Below are 17,021 nucleotides of genomic sequence, written 5' to 3'. Positions count from 1 at the left end.
CCGGCAGACACCGGCCGTGGCACCATGGCCTTACGCCCGCTTCACCGAACAAAAGGAAAGACCATGCTGCGTGTCCGACCGCTCCATTTCACGTCCAGGACCGATGTCTGGGAGCTGCTGCTCACCGAGTTGGGCATGGTCCGCACCGAAAATGAGCCCGGCTGGCAGGTGTTCGACGCCGGTTCGGGCCGCCTTGCCCTCCACGCCGTTCCGGACGGAGCAGCCGAGGACGGAACCACCGCATTCGCAGTGGAGGTGGGTGACCTTGCGGAGTTCGCCCGCCGCACCAACCTCTCGGCCCGGGATGCTGGAACCACCCCCGCGGAAATCATCACGGCGGGCCACGGCGAAACCTGCCGGATCACAGCACCGGACGGATTCACTTTCCTGGCCGACAAAGCCGTCCACACGGCCCAGTGCGCCGACGCTGACCCGGCCCTGGCCGTCGTCGGGGTCTGGTTTACGGAGGACACAGCCTCGGCAACACGGACCCTGCAACATATTGGCGCCCGTCCCCGCCCGGTGCCTGACGCTGACGAAACCGCCGACTTCACGGCCAAAAACGGAGGGGTGCTTCTGGTGCGTCCGGCCGGGGGCACGCCCCGGTCCGGCCTGGGTTTTGAGTACGACGGCGGCCTGGAACCATTGCGGGCCCGCCTCGCCTCCGCGGGGTTTGAGGCAACGGTGACGGAGGAGGCCTTTGGCAGCACCCTCCACGTGGCCAACCCGGACGCCGGGTCCGGCGCGGACCACGTGCCGGGGGCGGTGTGGGTCTCCGGGCGCCGTCCCATGGGGTAGAACTTAAGCATGAACGTGCGCACACCTGACCCGAATCCCGGCTGGCTCTCCGAAGAAGACCTTTTTGAGGCGCGCGGGCGGCTGCCCATGGTGTACGTGGAGGCTGTGCCGGTCCGGCTCGATCCGCTGGGTTTCGTCAACGAAGTGGGAACCCTGCTCCAGGCCGACGAGGACGGAACCATGGTCCGTTCGCTGGTGTCCGGGCGCGTCATCTACCGCGAAACCATCCGGGCAGCCCTTCTCCGGCACATGGAAAAGGACCTTGGCCCGCTGGCGTTTCCGCAGCTGCCCATCAGCCCCGTCCCCTTCACGGTGGCGGAGTACTTCCCTGCCCCGTCCCAGACCGGCTTCACCGATGAGCGGCAACACGCCGTGTCCCTGGCCTACGTCATCCCTGTAACGGGCGAATGCGAACCGCGCCAGGACGCCCTGGAGCTGACCTGGATGACCCCCGAGGAAGTCCTGAGCCCGGGCGTACAGATGGAGTTCAGCGGCGGGCGCGGCGGCCTGATCCGGCAGGCGCTGGCCTTCGCGGGCGTAGGGTTCTGACACCCTCGGCAGCACCCGGCGTCCCCGACTTCCGGCGCCCTCCTTTGTAGACTGTAGGGCGGACCGCAAGAGAACCTAAGGACTCCCATGACCGAAACACCAGCCGCCCGGAACTACAGCGAACAGCAGGCTGGATCTCTGACCACCGGCAGCCACATCCTGCTGCCGGACGGTGAGCGGACAGCGGAAATCCGCCAGGTTGAGCTTGAGCAGGACGATTTCGGCGCGCCCGCGCTGGTCCTCGCCAGCCTGTCCGGCGGAGGCACCTTGCGCATCGCCGTGGGCACGTCGGTGACTGTGGTGGACGGAGCGTTCGACGGCGTCACGCAGCTTCCGCTGCAGGCCACCCCCTCCGTGGTGGCGGGCACTGCCGGGGCCGTTGGCGCCGCCGGGGAAACGGGACCCGCTAAGGAGGCCGGGCTGGAGCAGCCCGGCGGAGGGGCGGCTGCGGCACCTGCTGCTCCCGCCGTCGTCGTGCCACCCCTGCCTGCTGTCCCGCCGGCGGTCACCGGCCCCGGTGAGGAGGAACTTGCCCTGATCCCGGCGCCGAAGGGGACGCCGGAGTCTGTGGTGGAAGCCACGGCCGAAGCCCACCCGGACGCGGAAGGTGTGCTGCTGCTGGCCGACCGGCTGGCGAAGGGGGTTAACTTCAAGTCCGGCAGCTGCCTGAAAGACCTTAGCGACCTCGCCCACGAACTCTTCATCACCCTCAAGGACGCGGACGGTTCCCTGGCCGTCGCGGACCTGCTCAACGTGCTGCCCTATGACGGGAACCCCGGCCGGTGGGCCTCCGTGGAAGCCTCCCTGGCGCTCTCCAGCTACATCTGCCGGCAGAACGGCCAGGAAGCGCGGGCCGAGGTCTACGAAAAGCTGCTCCGCACCCCGGAAAACCAGGAAACGGACCCCTTCAAGGCCCGGATGGCCGCGAAGGTGCGGCAGCGCTCGCTCAACGAGCCCAACCTGTACGACAAGGAAATCTTCCGGTCCATCGATAACTCCAACCACGAGGCAGAGCGCGAATGGCGGCTGCTGCGGCTCGAATCCCTGTTGTTCCTGCGGGCACACGGAGGCTCCGAGACCATCCTGCCCGGCGAGCTCGAGCGCCGCATCAGCAACGAACTTGAGGCCGTCCGCTCCTGAACTCCAGGGTGGACAAATACCCCCTACCCGGCGCCGGGCAGGGGTTGTACATTCGGGGCTATGACTAACAATCTGAGCGTTGTGATCAATGCTGACGCGCCGCAGGTCTGGACGATGCTGCGCGAACCGTCCAAGGTTGCCCAATGGCACGGCTGGCAGGCCGAGGACCTTGACGCCGAGATCAAGCAGATCTACTTCTCAGGGGACGAGGAGGAGTCGCCGGACCACACCAGCTTCACAGTCCACGGCGGCGACGTCTTCGAGCTCCATCCTGAGCCGAACGGGACGCGCGTCAGCATCACCCGGGCAGCGCTGGACCATAATTCGGAGTGGGCTGCCTGGGATGAGGACATCACCCAGGGCTGGCTGACCTTCCTGCAGCAACTCCGCTTCGCCCTTGAGCGCCATCCGCACGGCAAGCGCCACACCCTGTTCCTCCAGGTGCCCGGCGGCCCTGGTTCCGCCATTGAAAAACTTGGCCTTTCGGACGTTCCGGCCCCGGGCAAGGAGTACACGCTGACCTTGGCCACCGGCGAGGAGATCTCCGGGAAGGTCTGGTACCGGAGCAACCATCAGGTAGGGCTCACCGTCCACAGCTACGCGGAGCACGGCGACGGGCTGCTGATTGTTGCTGACCAGCCAAAGATTGCGGATGTCCGGCCCGACGGCGGGTCCCTGGTGGTTATTTCCACCTATGACCTGGGCGCGGCCAGGGTCGATGCGATCCGTTCGTCGTGGGACTCCTGGCGGGCTGAGAACTACCCCACAGCGGAACCGGTGAGCTGAGGGGCCTGCCCCATTTGCTGGCACACTGGTACGGTGCCAGCCAACACTGCTTCCGCTTCGTCCCCTTCTGCCCCGGCGGCTGCCCCCGCCGGGGAAACCGCGCTGTCCCGGCAGTCTGAGTTCGGTTTCCGCGTCGGTTCCCGCCTCGCGGAGGCGTGTCCGCCGTCCGCAGCCCAGGTTTCGGCCAACGGCGGGGAATTCCTGGGCCGCACCGGTACCATCACCACTCCCCATGGTGAGATCCGGACGCCCGCGTTCATCGCTGTGGGGACCAAGGCCACGGTGAAGGCCGTGCTGCCCGAATCCATGGCGGACCTTGGCGCGCAGGCCCTGCTGGCCAACGCTTACCACCTGTACCTGCAGCCGGGCGCGGACATCCTCGATGAGGCCGGCGGCCTGGGTGCCTTTATGAACTGGTCCGGGCCCACGTTCACGGACTCGGGCGGATTCCAGGTGATGAGCCTGGGGTCGGGGTTCAAGAAAGTCATCGACATGAAGTCCGTTGATGCGTCCGGGCCCGATGACGCCGTGGCCCCCGGCAAGGAGCGCCTGGCCCACATCGACGACGACGGCGTCTGGTTCAAATCGCACCTGAACGGGGACAGGCACCGCTTCTCCCCCGAAATCTCCATGCAGGTGCAGCACCAGATCGGCGCGGACATCATGTTTGCCTTTGACGAGTTGACCACCCTGCAGAATTCCCGGGGCTACCAGGAGGAGTCGCTGGAGCGCACGCGGCTGTGGGCGGAGCGGTGCATCGCGGAGCACTTCCGGCTGACGGATTCGCGGGTGGGGAAGCCGTACCAGGCCCTGTTCGGTGTGATCCAGGGCGCTCAGTACGAGGACTTGCGCCGGAAGGCGTGCCGGGACCTGGGCGCCATGCCGTTTGACGGCTTCGGCATCGGCGGGGCTCTGGAAAAAGAGAACCTGGGAACGATTGTCCGGTGGTGCAACGAGGAGCTGCCCGAGGACAAACCACGCCACCTGCTGGGCATCTCCGAGCCGGACGACATCTTCACCGCCATCGAAAACGGCGCCGACACCTTCGACTGTGTCTCCCCCACCCGCGTGGCCAGGAACTCGGCGTTCTACACCCCGCAGGGCCGCTTCAACCTCTCGGGCGCTAAGTACAAGCGCGATTTCGGCCCGCTCCAGGACGGCTGCAACTGCTACACCTGCACGCATTACTCGCGGGCCTACATCCACCACCTGTTCAAGGCCAAGGAGATGCTCTCCGCCACCCTGATCTCCATCCACAACGAGCGGTTTGTGGTGAAGATGGTGGATGACGCCCGGCTGGCCATCGAATCCGGCACCTTCTTCGAGTTCAAGGCCGAGACGCTGGGCCAGTATTACTCCTGAGTAATGCCCCCGCCGGTTCCGATATCCTGACCCCATGCCCATCGAAATTCCCGCCGCAGCTGGCACCGCCGAGGCCCTCGTGGCCCGGCCCTCCGCCGGCACCGGCACCTTCCCCGGCGTCATCCTCTACATGGACGCCTTCGGCCTGCGCCCCCGCATCCAGGACATGGCCCAGCGGGTGGCCGATTGGGGCTACATCGTCCTGGCGCCGAACGTCTTCTACCGCGAAGGCAAGGCCGCCGAGCTCGCCCCCACCACTGACATGACCACCCCGGCCGGCAGGGAAACCGCCGGCAAGGCCGCCTTCCCGAGGGTCGGTCGGCTCACTGCGGACAAAGCAGTGGCTGACGTGGACGCGTGGGTCAAGGCGCTTGGCGCGCTCGACGGCGCAGCGCCGGGCCCGATCGGCGCCTTCGGCTACTGCATGGGAGCCAGGCTGGCCGTCCGCACCGCAACGGCGCGGCCGGATGTGGTGGCAGCATGCGCCGGATTCCATGGCGGGGGACTGGCCACCGACGCCCCGGACAGCCCCCACCTCGGACTTGCCCAGGCCCGCGCCCGGTTTGTGTTCGGCCACGCCGACCATGACCCAAGCATGGCTCCCGACGCCGTCGCCAGGCTGGGCGAGGCGCTCCAGTCCGCCGGCCTTGAGGCGTCGAACGAGATCTACCCCGGAGCCTCCCACGGCTATTCCATGGCGGACACCTCGGCCTTCCACGCCGAGGCGACGGAACGTCACTTCCGGGAGCTGCGGGCGCTGCTCGATGCCACCCTCAAGGGTTAGCTACGCGCCGTAGCTGGGTTCACGCTTCTTGACCCAGCCGATCACCAGGGACGTGACCGGCACAAAAATGAACTCCACCAGGGTCTTGTACACGAAGCCCACCACCACGTAGTTCACAAACGTGCCGAAGTCGGTGATGCCGATAACGGAGGCGGCGATGCTGCAGAAGATCAGGGTGTCCACGAACTCGCCCGCACCTGACGAGCCCATCAGCCGCGCCCACAAGGACTTTTCCCCGGAGCGGGCCTTCATCTTCACCAGGATCCAGGAGTTGATGGTCTGCCCGGCGAGGAACGCCAGCAGCGAGGCGAGCACAATCTGGGGAACGGGGCCCAGGGCGCCTTCCAGCGCGGCCTGCTTGGACATTCCGTACTCGTCATCGAAGCCGGGCAGTGCGATGATCACCCAGTAGCAGAGGGACGCGAACACGGACAGCGCGAAGGTGGTGAAGATGGCTTTGCGGGCCACCTTGAAGCCGTAGACCTCGCTGATGACGTCGCCCAGGATGTACGCCAGCGGGAACAGGAAGAAGCCACCGTCAGTGATGATGGGGCCGATCGCCACACCCTTTGAAGCACCGATGTTGGACAGGATCAGCACCACGGCCATCACCGCCAGCATGATCCCGAAGTAGGGGGAACCGATGGAAGCGAACCTGGCGCCGCTGCCGGCATGAGTGGTTTGGGGCGCGGCGTTCTGGCCTGGGGCTGAGGGCATGGGGTTCCGTTCGTAGTGGTTCGCTCGGGGCCCGGAGAGAATGGGGCGGCCGGCTGTATTAGCACTGTCCGCCCCATTGTCCCATTGAACGGGTACTGTCCGGGGCACTGTTCAGGCACACAAAGCGGACGGTCGACGGCGGATGGCAGGATGGTGCCATGACTTCCGATTCCACCGATGTCCAGTCCCCCGCAGCAGCTCCCGCCGTCGCCCTGACGATCGCGGGATCCGAAGCCACCGGCGGTGCCGGTGCGCAGGCTGACCTGAAGACCTTCCAGGAGCTGGGGGTCTTTGGCATTGCCAACCTGACCTGCATCGTGTCCTTAAACCCGAACGACAGCTGGAACCACCGCTTCGTGCCGGTTGACCAGCAGGTGATCGCCGACCAGCTGGAGGCAACGACGGCAGCGTACGGCCCGTCGTCGGGCGCACCGTCCGTACTGGACACGGTGAAGATAGGGATGCTGGGCAGCCCGGCCACCATCAGCACTGTGGCAGGCGCACTGGACGGGGGCGGGTTCCGCAACGTGGTGCTGGACCCGGTGCTGATCTGCAAGGGCCAGGAGCCGGGACACGCCCTGGACACCGACCAGGCGCTGAAGGCACAGATCCTTCCGCTGGCCACCTTCGTGACGCCCAACCACTTCGAGGCGGAATCCCTCTCCGGCCTGGAGATCACGGACGTGGAGTCCCTGAAGGCAGCAGCCGTGCGTATCCACGAGCTCAGCGGTGCCGCCGTGCTCGCCAAGGGCGGGGTGCGGCTGGAAGGCCCGGACGCCGTCGACGTTTTCTACGACGGTGAAACCCTTGAGGTGCTGCGCGCGGAGAAGGTGGGCGAGGTGGCGGTGTCCGGAGCAGGGTGTTCCTTGGCCGCCGCGGTCACCGCCGAACTGGCCAAGGGCGCGGCGCCGCTGGAGGCGGCACGGACAGCGAAAGCGTTTGTTACCGCCGGGATCCGGAACCGCGTGGCCTCCGGTGCGCCGTTTGATGCCCTGTGGCAGGGCGGCCCGCGCTAGCATCCCCCCTTGCCCTGCTGCTTGCCCTATTGCCGGGCTGCCGCCACCGGAGCCTCGTCCAGGAGGGCTTCGGCGATGAGCGTGGCAGTCCGGGCGATGAAGGCCCGACGACGTTCCAGCCGGTCCGGTGCGGCGCCGGCGAGCAGTTCGTCGATCTGCGGCAGCACCGGCCAGCCGTCGCAAAGCGTCACGATGGTGATAACAAGGTCGGCAGCGTCGGTCCGGTCGATGCCCGTCAGGACGCGGAGCATCTGGTCCACCTTGGCGGCACAATGGTCTGCCCGGGTGGCACGGTCCACTGTGTTGCGGCCGCGCTCCAGACCTTCCCAGAACAACAGCCGCGCAAGCGCACTGTCCTTGGTGTGACGGTCAAAGAGCTTCGCCGCGTACTCTCCCACAGCCGCAGCGCCATGCCCCTCGATGGGGACTTCGGTCATCACCCGGACCAGTTCCGCGGCCAGGACGGCGTCAAAGAGATCGTCCTTCTTGCCGAAGTACTGGTAGATGCGTTCCTTGTTCACGCCGGCGGCGGCCGCGATGCGGTCCACCCTGGCACCGGCCAACCCTTTTTCGCTGAATTCCTCGGTGGCAGCAGCCAGCAGCAGCGCTTTGGTGCGTTCAGTGTCCCAGGCCATAACGATATTCTACGCGATTCCAACTAGGTAGTTGCACTTTGCCCGGCAGGGGTCTACTGTCAATTCCAGCAAAAGCAACCGTCTAGTTGGAGATTCCCGTGAACAATCCCGCCGCTCCCGCCGCCGTCACTACAGCAGCCGCTCCCGCGTCCGTCCCGGTTGCTGTCCCCTCCCCGTCCATCCACGTTCGGGCAGTCATCACGTGGCTGGCCATCTTTCCCCTCGTCGCCGTGGGCATGCTGTTGAGCGCACCGGTGACGGAAAGCTGGCACCCCGTCCTCCGTGCCCTGGCCCTCACGCTGGTGGTTGTCCCGGCGGCCGTGTACGTGGTGCTGCCGCGGCTGTTCGCGGCGTACGGCGCGATCGTCCGCCGCGCAGTGGAAAAGTCCCGCCGCTAAGCCGCACAGGCCCGCCGCACCGATCAACCGCGCAACCATCAGCGTGGGTCGGTGACCTTTCCCATAAACAGCGGCAGCCCAGTGTCCGTGTGCACGATCTGGTAGTGGAACGGCCGGTCGAAGGTGATGGACCTTTCGGGCTCGGCCGGGGCACTCGTGGCCATGCCGTTGATCTGGGTGACGGCCGCGGCCACCGTTCCCTTTTCCGCGACGGTAATGTTCGCGTCCTGCGCAGCCTGGGTGAGCACCATGCCCGGCTGGATTGCATCAAAATCCGTGATGGTTTCCAAGGTTCTGCGCAGGCCCATGTGCTCGAACACTTCCCGTAAATCAAAGCTGCTCTTGTGGTCCCAAGTGGGCAGCGCGATGTCCACCATCCCGGGATCTGCGGCTTCCAGGGCATCTGCCACCGCGGCCAACAGGTCCGCCTTGATGGCGGCAGCACCGCCGTCGGAACCCCTCGCGGGAAGAACCAGCCGCATCACAAACCCCTCGCCATACGGCAGGTCCACCGCCTGCCAGCCGGCACCCTCGGCGTACGCCATGTACTGCGAGCCGTGCATCATGGGCACGCTGGCGGTTCCCTGCGCCGTGGCAAACGGGGCATCGGACGTAGCCTCAGCAGCAAAGGGGGTCTCCCAGGCGCCGGCAAAATACACGGCGTTCAGGAGGCTGAAGGTGTTCCTGGTGTCGTACTTGGCGGGCGCCTTCTCGATCCGGCCGCCCGTATTCCTGTTGACCCAGGCGTCCATGGCCGGCTTCGTGACCGCTTCGTCAGGGAAATCCACGGGGTACACGCCGGTGCCGTAGTGCTTCGCCAAGGTCTTCAGGTAGTCCTCCCCGGTAGGAGTGCTCCGGTCCACAAACAACCCGTTCGCCGTGTGCATCAGGGGCTTGGCGGGCGGGTTTTCCTCGTCCACTGAGCCCGGGTCGCCGTCGTACTCCTCCAACGAGGCGAGCAACGCGTTCATGGCCTCGTCCCGGGCGGCAGCCGGGAGGCCGAGCACGTCATCAATCTCCGCGGCAGCCTCCCCGGTTGCGCCCGCGCGAAGCATGGCCAGGGCAATCAGCAGGCTGCCGGGCGACGCAACCACGTTGCACTCTCCCCCGCTGGCCAGCAGGGCATCCCCCAGCGTGAAGGCGGAATTCCGGAAACTGGCCACCTCATCCCTGAGGGCCGCGATGTCCACCGAGGCACGCTCCACGCCGTCTGCCTTGAGCAACTGCGGCGGCGCCGGTGCAGCACAACCCGCCATGGCCAGTACGGCGCCAAACGCCATTGCCCGCTGGAAATGCTTCACGGCTGTTGCCTCCCCCGGCATCACACGGCAGTAATCCGCCTGATCCCAGTGAAACAGCGACGACGGCAGCGGACCATGCCGGTAGGGTCACGCTTTGCACTCATTTAGGTCTCACGCCCCCGCGATGTCCCCCACAGGACGCTCTCTCACTTAACGCGGGGAACCCCGGAACGCTCTATCACTAAACGCGGCAAAACCCGGAACGCTCCATCACTTTCCTGAAGAGAGTGATAGAGCGTTCGGGTATTTACCGCAGGATCTGATAGAGCGTCCTGCAGTGGTGGGCGTACGACGGCGGGTGCCCACCCGCCGTCGTACGCTCCTTTGTTTTTCCGTCTTTGTTCCTTCTCCCGGCGTCACACGCCGAGGGAGTCCTTGTCCTTGCCGCTGCCCGTGGGCGCCTGGTCCCAGGCGTGGCCCTGTTCGTCATCCAGGTGCGTGGCCTTCTTGTTCTTCAGCGCGAAGATGTAGACCAGCAGCGAGATGGCGATCGCAACGGTGACGTAGGTGAAGAACAGGTCCTCCCGCTCCGCCTTCTGGAAGGCGGCGCCGATCAGCGGCACGGTGCCCCCGAAGAGCGAGTTGGCGATCGCATAGCCCAGGCCCACGCCCAGGGCACGGATGGAGGCCGGGAACAGCTCGGCCTTCACCAGTGCGTTGATGGAAGTGTAGCCGCCCACGATCAGCAGTCCGCCCATCATGAGCAGGAACGCGGTGAACGGATCCTTGGTGCCGGCCAACGTGGACAGCAGCGGCCAGGTGAACAGCACGCCGGTGATGCCGAACCAGAGCAGCAGGGGTTTGCGGCCAACCTTGTCCGAGATGATGCCGTAGACGGGCTGCAGCAGCATGAAGATGAACAGGGCCCAGAAGTTGATCACGGAGGTGTCGGTCTTGGCGATGCCTGAGGTATCGTTCATGAACTTCAGGATGAAGTTGGTGTACGTGTAGAAAGCTACGGTGCCGCCGAGGGTGATGCCGATGCAGATCAGCAGTGGCTTCCAGTACTGGGTGAACAGCAGCTTCATGGTGCCAGGCTGTGCTTCCCCGGCGGCCGGGGCCTTGGCGGCCTGGATCTGCTCGGCCGACACGGTTTCTTCCATGGAGCGCCGCAGCCACAGGACCACCAGCGCTGCCACGCCGCCGATAGCGAACGGGATGCGCCAGCCCCATTCGGTGAGATCACCCTTGGGCATGGCGTTCTGCAAAATCACCAGGACCAGCAGTGCCAGCATCTGGCCACCCACCAGGGTGACGTACTGGAAGCTGGAGAAGAACCCGCGGCGTTTGCTGGTGGCCGCTTCCGACATGTATGTGGCGCTGGTGCCGTACTCGCCGCCCACGGAGAATCCCTGGATAACGCGGATGAGGACCAGCAGGATCATCGCCCAGAGCCCGATCACGTCCTGGGTGGGGAGGACGGCGATAGCGAAGGAACCGGCAGACATCAGGGTCACGCTGAGCGTCAGTGCTGCCTTGCGGCCCTTCCGGTCCGCGTACCGGCCGAAGAACCAGGCACCGATGGGGCGCATCAGGAAGGACGTCGAGAAAACGGCCATGGCTTCAAGGCCGGCCTGGAGTTCGTCCTTAGAGTTGAAGAAGTGCGCCTGGAAGTAGGCGGCGAAGACTGTGTAGACGTAGAGGTCGTACCACTCCACCAGGTTGCCCGCGGAGCCCTTCAGAATGTTGCCCACGGCGCGCCGGGTCTGTGCCGATTCGCTGACTGCTGCGGTTTGCTGGCTGCTCATCGCTGAACCTTCCTTGGCTGCGCGGTCCCCGCTGTCCGCTCCGGCCTGATTTTTGTGCTGTCCATGGCAGCGTTGCTCATGGTTCCTCCTTGAGGTTGTTCGTCCCCTCGCAAAGCTTGAGGACCTCATCCAAGCTATGCGTGAGCCACGGCACAGCCCAAGCGAAAACGGAATTCCTAACACTTCCTTAGGTATTCGTTCCTTTTTGCCGTGGTGCCGGATGGCTCCTGCGCGCGCGGCGGAGAACCGGTGGAAGGGGTAATCTGCCAAGGGCAGGCAGAGTGGTGCGGGACAGTCGTCCGGGGAGCCGCGACATCGTGCCGCTCGAAAGGGAACAGGAACTGGCTATGGATGTGCTCATCGTCGAGGATGACGACGCCATGGCATCCGCCCTCGAAGCGGCGGTGGTTTCTGCCGGGCACACCTCCAGCAGGGTGTCCCGCGGCGCGGACGCGCTCCTCGGGCACCGGCGGTTCGGAGTTATCTTGCTGGACCTGGGACTCCCGGACATGGACGGGCTGGAAGTCCTGCGCAAGCTGCGGCAGGTCACCGATGTTCCCATCCTGATCCTGACCGCGCGCGACGACGAACGCAGCGTGGTGCTGGGCCTGCGCTCCGGAGCCGACGACTACCTGGTCAAACCGGTCAAGCTGGTGGAGCTGCTCGCCCGCATTGAGGCTGTGACCCGCCGGGCGGCCAGGTCGCAGGACACCCGGCAGCGCCTCATCACGCTGGGCGAACTGGAAGTGGACCTCGAACGCCGGGTGGCTGTCCTCGCCAAGGAAGACCTTCCCCTGACGGCCACGGAATTCGACCTGCTCGCACTCCTGGCCAGCCATGCAGGTTCAGTGGTGACGCGGGAGCAGATCCTGGACTCGCTGTGGGGTGATGCGTTCGTCGCCTCCTCCCGTGCCCTGGATGTTCATCTGACCGGCCTCCGCGCCAAGCTTGGACTTCCGGGCTTCATCATCAACGTCCGGGGCGTGGGCTACCGCATCGAGGCGGATTCTGCGTGAGGCTCCGCGTCCTCGGGATCCTGAGCGTCCTGTCCGTCCTACTGGTCCTCATCGCGTCCAACACCATCCTGGCGTCGGCCGGCAGGGAACTTACCCAGGAGCTTCAAATCAACCGGGCCGCTTCCCTGAACCGGCTCGCCCAGGTCGCTTTCGACGCCGGGGCCGACGGCGGCGAGGCCACCCAGCTGCAGGCTGAGATGGACCGGTACTCCGAGCTCTATGGGGAAGGCGTCCTGATCCGGCTGCAGCAAGGCACCCTGCGCTCCGGCGGCCTCAGCGAGGACCGGGCCGACGTACGGGACGCCCTGGCCAGGGCAAGCCTGAACCTGAGTGACACCACGCTGGCGCCGGTTCAACCCTTCGGCACCGGTTCGGCGGTGATCTCCCGTTCCTTCGGAAGTGCCAGCCAAGTGCTCGGGGCGGCGGTCCTGGAAGTCAACCAGGACGCTGCCCGCCAGAAACTGCGCGAACGCTGGCTCGCCGTCGGGCTGGCTGCAGCCGCCCTCGCGGCCCTGCTCCTCATCGCCGCAGAACGGGTGACCCGCTGGGTGCTGCGCCCGGTGCACCGGCTTAATGCCGCCGTCGCCGAGCTTGAAACGACCGGCCGGAGCGGTCAACTGCCGGAGGAAGGCCCGCCCGAGTTGAGGCAGCTGAGCCGGTCCTTCACCTCCATGGCGCAGAGTGTCAGCGACAGCCTCGAAGCCCAGCGCCAGCTCATCGCGGACACCTCCCATGAGCTCCGCAACCCAGTGGGAGCGCTGCGGCTGCGGATCGACCTGCTGCAGTTGGAACTGAAGACAACCAAGGACCGGGCTGCTGCTGCCGCAGTGGTCACGGAGCTTGAACGTGTGGAGGAGATCCTGGACGGCGTGTTGAAACTTGCCGCGGCGGAGCACCGGGCCTTCGAGGACTCGGCCGGCACCCCGTCTGGAGTTCCCTCCGCTGGGGACCGGACTCCCATTGACCCCTTCCCCGTCCTGCAGGGGGAAGCCGAACGGGCAGGACCCGCTGCCCAGCGGGCCGGCGCCGCCATTGTGCTTGGGAGCCCGCCCCAACAGCCGGCACTCATCGCCTGCCGCCCGGACGACCTGGCGCAGATGGTTGGCGAACTGTTGAACAACGCCATCAAATACGCCGGCCGCGCCGCTATCAAAGTTTCTGTGCGCGCACGCGGCAACACCGTGGTGATTGAAGTGTCCGACGACGGGCCGGGGCTTTCATCCGAGGAAAGGTCAGCGGCCATGCAGCGGTTTTGGCGCTCGCCCCGGCACAGGACTTTGAGCGGCAACGGCCTGGGCATGACCATCGTGGAGAAGCTGGCCGTGGCGAATGGCGGACGTCTTGTATTGGCTACGGCGGAGCCCCACGGCCTGCGTGCCTGCCTCGAATTTCCACACGCCGGCGACGTTCCAAGCGGGAACACCAACCGGCAGGCGGGCCCGCATGGGTGAGCCTTCTTCCCCTCTGATTGCACCCTCCCTGTCCAGGCGTGGGATCCTGGCCGGTGTGGGGGCCGCAGCGGCGGGGATTCTATTGCCGGCTTTGAGCGCCTGCACTCCGGAAGACCGGGTGGATTCTTTAGTTGTGGCTGGTGGCGAGCCGGGCGGTTTCTACCTCGAGTTCGCTACCCTGCTTGCCGCCTCGCTGCAACGCAACGGGGTGGCCCGGCAAGCCACTGCCCTCCAGACGGGCGGAAGCCTGGACAACCTCGCGCACCTTATGAGCGGGCGGGCCACGTTCGCCGTCGCCCTCGCTGATGCCGCTGCCCAACGGGCAGCGGGGAAGAGTGCATCCGAGGCAGGAATCACCGCTTTGGGAAGGGTCTACGAAAACTACGTCCACTGTGCGGTGCGGCAGGCGAGCGGTCTTCGCGCCATCTCCGACCTGGCCGGCAGGACGGTGGCTGTGGGTGAGCCGGGGTCCGGAACGTCCCTGACAACACCGCGCCTTCTCGAAGCAGCCCGGCTCACTTCCGTCAACGCCGGTGAAGGTGCCGCCGGCGGTGGAGGACAAGCGGTGACCGTCCTGAACCTGGGACTCAATGACGGGTTGTCAGCACTGCGGGAGGGATCAGTGGATGCCTTGTTCTGGTCGGGAGGTGTTCCCACCGCCGCCATCGCAGCCGCCCACCACGACGTGGGGCTGAATTTCCTGGATCTCTCGGTGCTGCTGCCAGTGCTGCGTGGCCAGTACGGCGCCTTTTACGACCGGGTGCTCATCCCGGCCGGGGCGTACGAGGGGCTTCCCGCCGTCTGGACGGTGGGGGTGACCAACCTGCTGCTGTGCCGTAGCGATCTGGCGGACACCGCCGTAAAGCGGACTGTGGAGCTGTTGGTCAATCGCGCGGAGGAGCTCATTCCCCAGTCCAGCCTGGGTGTCCAGTTCCTCAGCCCGGAATCCCTGATCAACACCGCAGGTTTGCCCCTTCACCCCGGAGCAGCCGCCGCGTACCGGGAGCTCCACGGGTAACCCAACGCCCCATCGCTTCCTGCCCCACACCCGCAGACGCCCATCACCTCCTGCATCAATCGGGCAGACGCCCCATCACTCTTGCATCACATCCGCAAACAGCAAGATCTATGCGACGTTTGAATCAGGTCCCCGATTGCGCTTCCGGCAGCTATCCACATACGGCCTTCAGTGCATGGCAGCCCGCGGCGCTTCCTCACTAGCGTTTGGTCTGACCGACGCAACAAGCAAGGTGAGGATCAATGTGACCAGGAAGCACCGCCGGTTGGCGGCACGTACGAACACGGCAAAGATCAAGAAAGACGAAGGAAGCCGTGTCAACACCGTGGCCCGTAGCGTGATCATGCAGGAACTTGACTCCCTGCTGCCAGATTTCCACAGGTGGTATCGACAGCACGAGGGTAAAAACGATTTTAGGCTCGTCCTAGAACAGCTGACCGGGTTCCATAAGGTCTATGCGCTTTCAATCCGACGTCCGACCACAGTGACAGCTATGGATCCTGAATGGTTGCTCGAAATGATGGCAGCGTTGTTTGTGGTCCACCAAAAATGTGCCGTCCTGGTGGCAACAACCCTCTATGACTTCCTGCGATTCCTCAGGGATTCGGAACGCTGGTCGGGCAGCCAAGCTGCCTATCTGGAGGCCCGGGCAGTCCTTCGCGCTGCTATTTTCGAGGACGTAATCTCCCCGTTTCGCCTTGCGGGGGAAAGCGTTAAGTAGCCACGCCTGCGGGACGCCGTATCGCTTAACTCCGGGAGTGCGCCTGCAGGAAGCTGTACACCTCGGTTTCGTCCACGCCCGGGAAGGCGCCCGGCGGCATGGCGGCCAGCAGGTGCGAGTGGGCGCGGGCTGACGGCCAGGCGTTTCCGGCCCATTCGGACGTCAAGGACTCAGGCGGGCGCTTGCAGCAGGTGGGATCCGGGCAGTTTGACGTAGCCCGCGCCGTCGTCTCCCGCCCGCGGAACCACTTCACGTGCTGGTAGGGAACGCCGATGCTCAACGAAAACTCGCCGCTCGGCGACCGTTCGGTGCGGGCGGTGCACCAGTACGTGCCGGACGGAGTGTCCGTGTACTGGCTGTAAGCGCTGAACTTATCCGGCACGTCGAACACTGCCCGGGACGTCCAGGCCTTGCAGGACGGCTGCCCCTCGATGGCGCCGGTGTGGTCCTGCGGAAAGTTCACGCCGTCGTTCTCGTAGGCCTTGTAGATGATCCCGCTCTGGTGCGTCTTCTGGAAATGGGTGGTGATCCCAAGATGTTTGGTGGCCAGGTTGGTGAACCGGTGGGCCGCGGTTTCGTAGGAAACGGCGAACGCGTCCCGGATGTCCTCGACCGCGATTTCCTTCGCCGTCTTCGCTTTTTGCAAAAATTCCACGGTTGCCTGCTCGGGCAGGAGCAGGGCGGCTGCGAAATAGTTGGTGGCCACCCGCTGAGCGAGGAAATCACCGTAGTTCCGGGGCGTCTCATGCCCCAGAACGTAGTGGCCCAGGGCCTGGAGCAGCACCGAGCGGGGGTCGTGGTCCTGCCGCTGGCTCTGGGTCAGGTAAATTCTGCGGTTCTTCAAATCTGTGACTGACCGCGTCGAATGAGGCAAATCACCCACGTGATGGAGGGTAAAACCGAGGTGCGCCGCGATGTCCGCGATCACGTGCTGGCTCAGCGGCCCGGTGGTGTAACCCACCTCCTTGAGGACCTTCTGCGCTTCGGCCTCGTACTCCGGAAAGTAGTTGCCCCGCTCCCGCATCATCGCCCGCAGTTCGCCGTTGGCCCGGCGGGCTTCTTCCGGAGTGGCCACCTGCTCGTTCATCTTGCGTTCGAGCTCCTGCAGCAGCCCCACCTGGGCTTCCAGCACATCGAGCGGAAGCCGCGAGCTGATGCGGATTTTGGGCAGGTTCAGGGATTCATAAAGGGGCCCGCGCTGGTATCGCTCAAGCTCGATTTCCAGCGCCGCCCGGCGGCTGGGAGGTTCGGCCCCCAGCAGTTGATCGATGCTGACATTGAGCGCTGCCGCAAGGTGTTGAAGCAGGGTGAGCTTGGGCTCGCGCTTGCCGTTTTCGATCAGGCTGAGCTGGCTGGGCGCGGTGCCGACGGCGGCGCTCAGGTCATCGAGCGTGAGCCCGGTTTGTTTGCGCAGATGGCGGACGCGGCGGCCTAGGGAAATGACGTCCAGTTCCGGTGCTGCGGTGGACGGCTGCTGGGAAACGTCCCTGTTCCAGCTTGAAGGTGACATTTCTGAAGAATACGGGAAGAACTGCGTTTCTTTCCACACTTTTTATCTAGAAAGGGGGGTGAAAGTGCTGA

17 protein-coding genes are annotated in these 17,021 nt (G+C 65.4%); 12 read left to right on the top strand and 5 right to left on the bottom strand.

Annotated features, from left to right (window positions below):
- Positions 1-63 precede the first annotated feature (63 nt).
- The 6 genes from QRN11_RS08610 (at position 64) to QRN11_RS08585 (ending at position 5,419) form a co-directional block, all read left to right on the top strand.
- Positions 64-798, top strand: a complete 735-nt coding sequence (locus QRN11_RS08610) for a VOC family protein (RefSeq protein WP_285250642.1) — start codon at positions 64-66, stop codon at positions 796-798.
- 9 nt (positions 799-807) lie between these two features.
- Complete coding sequence (locus QRN11_RS08605; RefSeq protein WP_050056434.1) at positions 808-1,347, top strand: NUDIX hydrolase family protein; 540 nt, start codon at positions 808-810, stop codon at positions 1,345-1,347.
- 87 nt (positions 1,348-1,434) lie between these two features.
- Complete coding sequence (locus QRN11_RS08600; RefSeq protein WP_285250641.1) at positions 1,435-2,487, top strand: DUF6707 family protein; 1,053 nt, start codon at positions 1,435-1,437, stop codon at positions 2,485-2,487.
- A 60-nt stretch (positions 2,488-2,547) separates the two neighbouring features.
- The gene (locus QRN11_RS08595) at positions 2,548-3,273 is read left to right on the top strand and encodes an SRPBCC family protein (RefSeq protein WP_285250640.1); all 726 of its coding nucleotides are present in this window, start codon (positions 2,548-2,550) and stop codon (positions 3,271-3,273) included.
- 33 nt (positions 3,274-3,306) lie between these two features.
- On the top strand, positions 3,307-4,635 hold the full coding sequence (tgt, locus tag QRN11_RS08590; RefSeq protein WP_285250639.1) for a tRNA guanosine(34) transglycosylase Tgt: 1,329 nt from the start codon (positions 3,307-3,309) through the stop codon (positions 4,633-4,635).
- Positions 4,636-4,669: 34 nt separating this feature from the next.
- On the top strand, positions 4,670-5,419 hold the full coding sequence (locus QRN11_RS08585) for a dienelactone hydrolase family protein (RefSeq protein ID WP_285250638.1): 750 nt from the start codon (positions 4,670-4,672) through the stop codon (positions 5,417-5,419).
- Here QRN11_RS08585 and QRN11_RS08580 read toward each other — a convergent pair whose 3' ends face one another.
- The gene (locus QRN11_RS08580; RefSeq protein ID WP_285250637.1) at positions 5,420-6,136 is read right to left on the bottom strand and encodes a queuosine precursor transporter; all 717 of its coding nucleotides are present in this window, start codon (positions 6,134-6,136) and stop codon (positions 5,420-5,422) included.
- A gap of 158 nt (positions 6,137-6,294) precedes the next feature.
- On the opposite strand from QRN11_RS08580, the gene QRN11_RS08575 reads away from it, so the two are divergent.
- The gene (locus tag QRN11_RS08575) at positions 6,295-7,152 is read left to right on the top strand and encodes a hydroxymethylpyrimidine/phosphomethylpyrimidine kinase (protein WP_285250636.1); all 858 of its coding nucleotides are present in this window, start codon (positions 6,295-6,297) and stop codon (positions 7,150-7,152) included.
- Between the two features lie 26 nt (positions 7,153-7,178).
- Here QRN11_RS08575 and QRN11_RS08570 read toward each other — a convergent pair whose 3' ends face one another.
- A complete protein-coding gene (locus QRN11_RS08570) occupies positions 7,179-7,787 on the bottom strand; it encodes a TetR/AcrR family transcriptional regulator (RefSeq protein ID WP_285250635.1) in 609 nt (202 codons plus the stop codon).
- Positions 7,788-7,885: 98 nt separating this feature from the next.
- On the opposite strand from QRN11_RS08570, the gene QRN11_RS08565 reads away from it, so the two are divergent.
- A complete protein-coding gene (locus tag QRN11_RS08565) occupies positions 7,886-8,185 on the top strand; it encodes a putative antibiotic biosynthesis monooxygenase (protein ID WP_285250634.1) in 300 nt (99 codons plus the stop codon).
- Positions 8,186-8,223: 38 nt separating this feature from the next.
- Here QRN11_RS08565 and QRN11_RS08560 read toward each other — a convergent pair whose 3' ends face one another.
- Positions 8,224-9,465: a serpin family protein gene (locus QRN11_RS08560; RefSeq protein ID WP_285250690.1), complete on the bottom strand. Its 1,242-nt coding sequence runs from the start codon at positions 9,463-9,465 to the stop codon at positions 8,224-8,226.
- Between the two features lie 377 nt (positions 9,466-9,842).
- Positions 9,843-11,234 (bottom strand): MFS transporter, encoded by a 1,392-nt coding sequence (locus tag QRN11_RS08555; RefSeq protein ID WP_285250633.1) that lies wholly within the window; start codon positions 11,232-11,234, stop codon positions 9,843-9,845.
- 347 nt (positions 11,235-11,581) lie between these two features.
- Between QRN11_RS08555 and QRN11_RS08550 the strand changes: the two genes are divergently transcribed.
- From QRN11_RS08550 to QRN11_RS08535, 4 genes are all read left to right on the top strand, one after another.
- Positions 11,582-12,250: a response regulator transcription factor gene (locus QRN11_RS08550; RefSeq protein ID WP_285250689.1), complete on the top strand. Its 669-nt coding sequence runs from the start codon at positions 11,582-11,584 to the stop codon at positions 12,248-12,250.
- Positions 12,247-13,701: a sensor histidine kinase gene (locus QRN11_RS08545; RefSeq protein ID WP_285250632.1), complete on the top strand. Its 1,455-nt coding sequence runs from the start codon at positions 12,247-12,249 to the stop codon at positions 13,699-13,701. Before QRN11_RS08550 ends, QRN11_RS08545 begins: the two co-directional genes overlap by 4 nt.
- A complete protein-coding gene (locus QRN11_RS08540; protein WP_285250631.1) occupies positions 13,694-14,719 on the top strand; it encodes a TAXI family TRAP transporter solute-binding subunit in 1,026 nt (341 codons plus the stop codon). Before QRN11_RS08545 ends, QRN11_RS08540 begins: the two co-directional genes overlap by 8 nt.
- A gap of 244 nt (positions 14,720-14,963) precedes the next feature.
- On the top strand, positions 14,964-15,440 hold the full coding sequence (locus tag QRN11_RS08535; RefSeq protein ID WP_285250630.1) for a hypothetical protein: 477 nt from the start codon (positions 14,964-14,966) through the stop codon (positions 15,438-15,440).
- Between the two features lie 25 nt (positions 15,441-15,465).
- On the opposite strand, the gene QRN11_RS08530 is transcribed toward QRN11_RS08535, so the two are convergent.
- On the bottom strand, positions 15,466-16,950 hold the full coding sequence (locus QRN11_RS08530) for an XRE family transcriptional regulator (RefSeq protein WP_285250629.1): 1,485 nt from the start codon (positions 16,948-16,950) through the stop codon (positions 15,466-15,468).
- Between the last annotated feature and the right edge of the window lie 71 nt (positions 16,951-17,021).

This window comes from Pseudarthrobacter sp. fls2-241-R2A-168, from assembly GCF_030209335.1.
Taxonomy (GTDB): Bacteria; Actinomycetota; Actinomycetes; order Actinomycetales; family Micrococcaceae; genus Arthrobacter.
The sequence above is the reverse complement of the archived record's forward strand: the minus strand, read 5'-3'. Positions and strand labels throughout refer to the sequence as shown.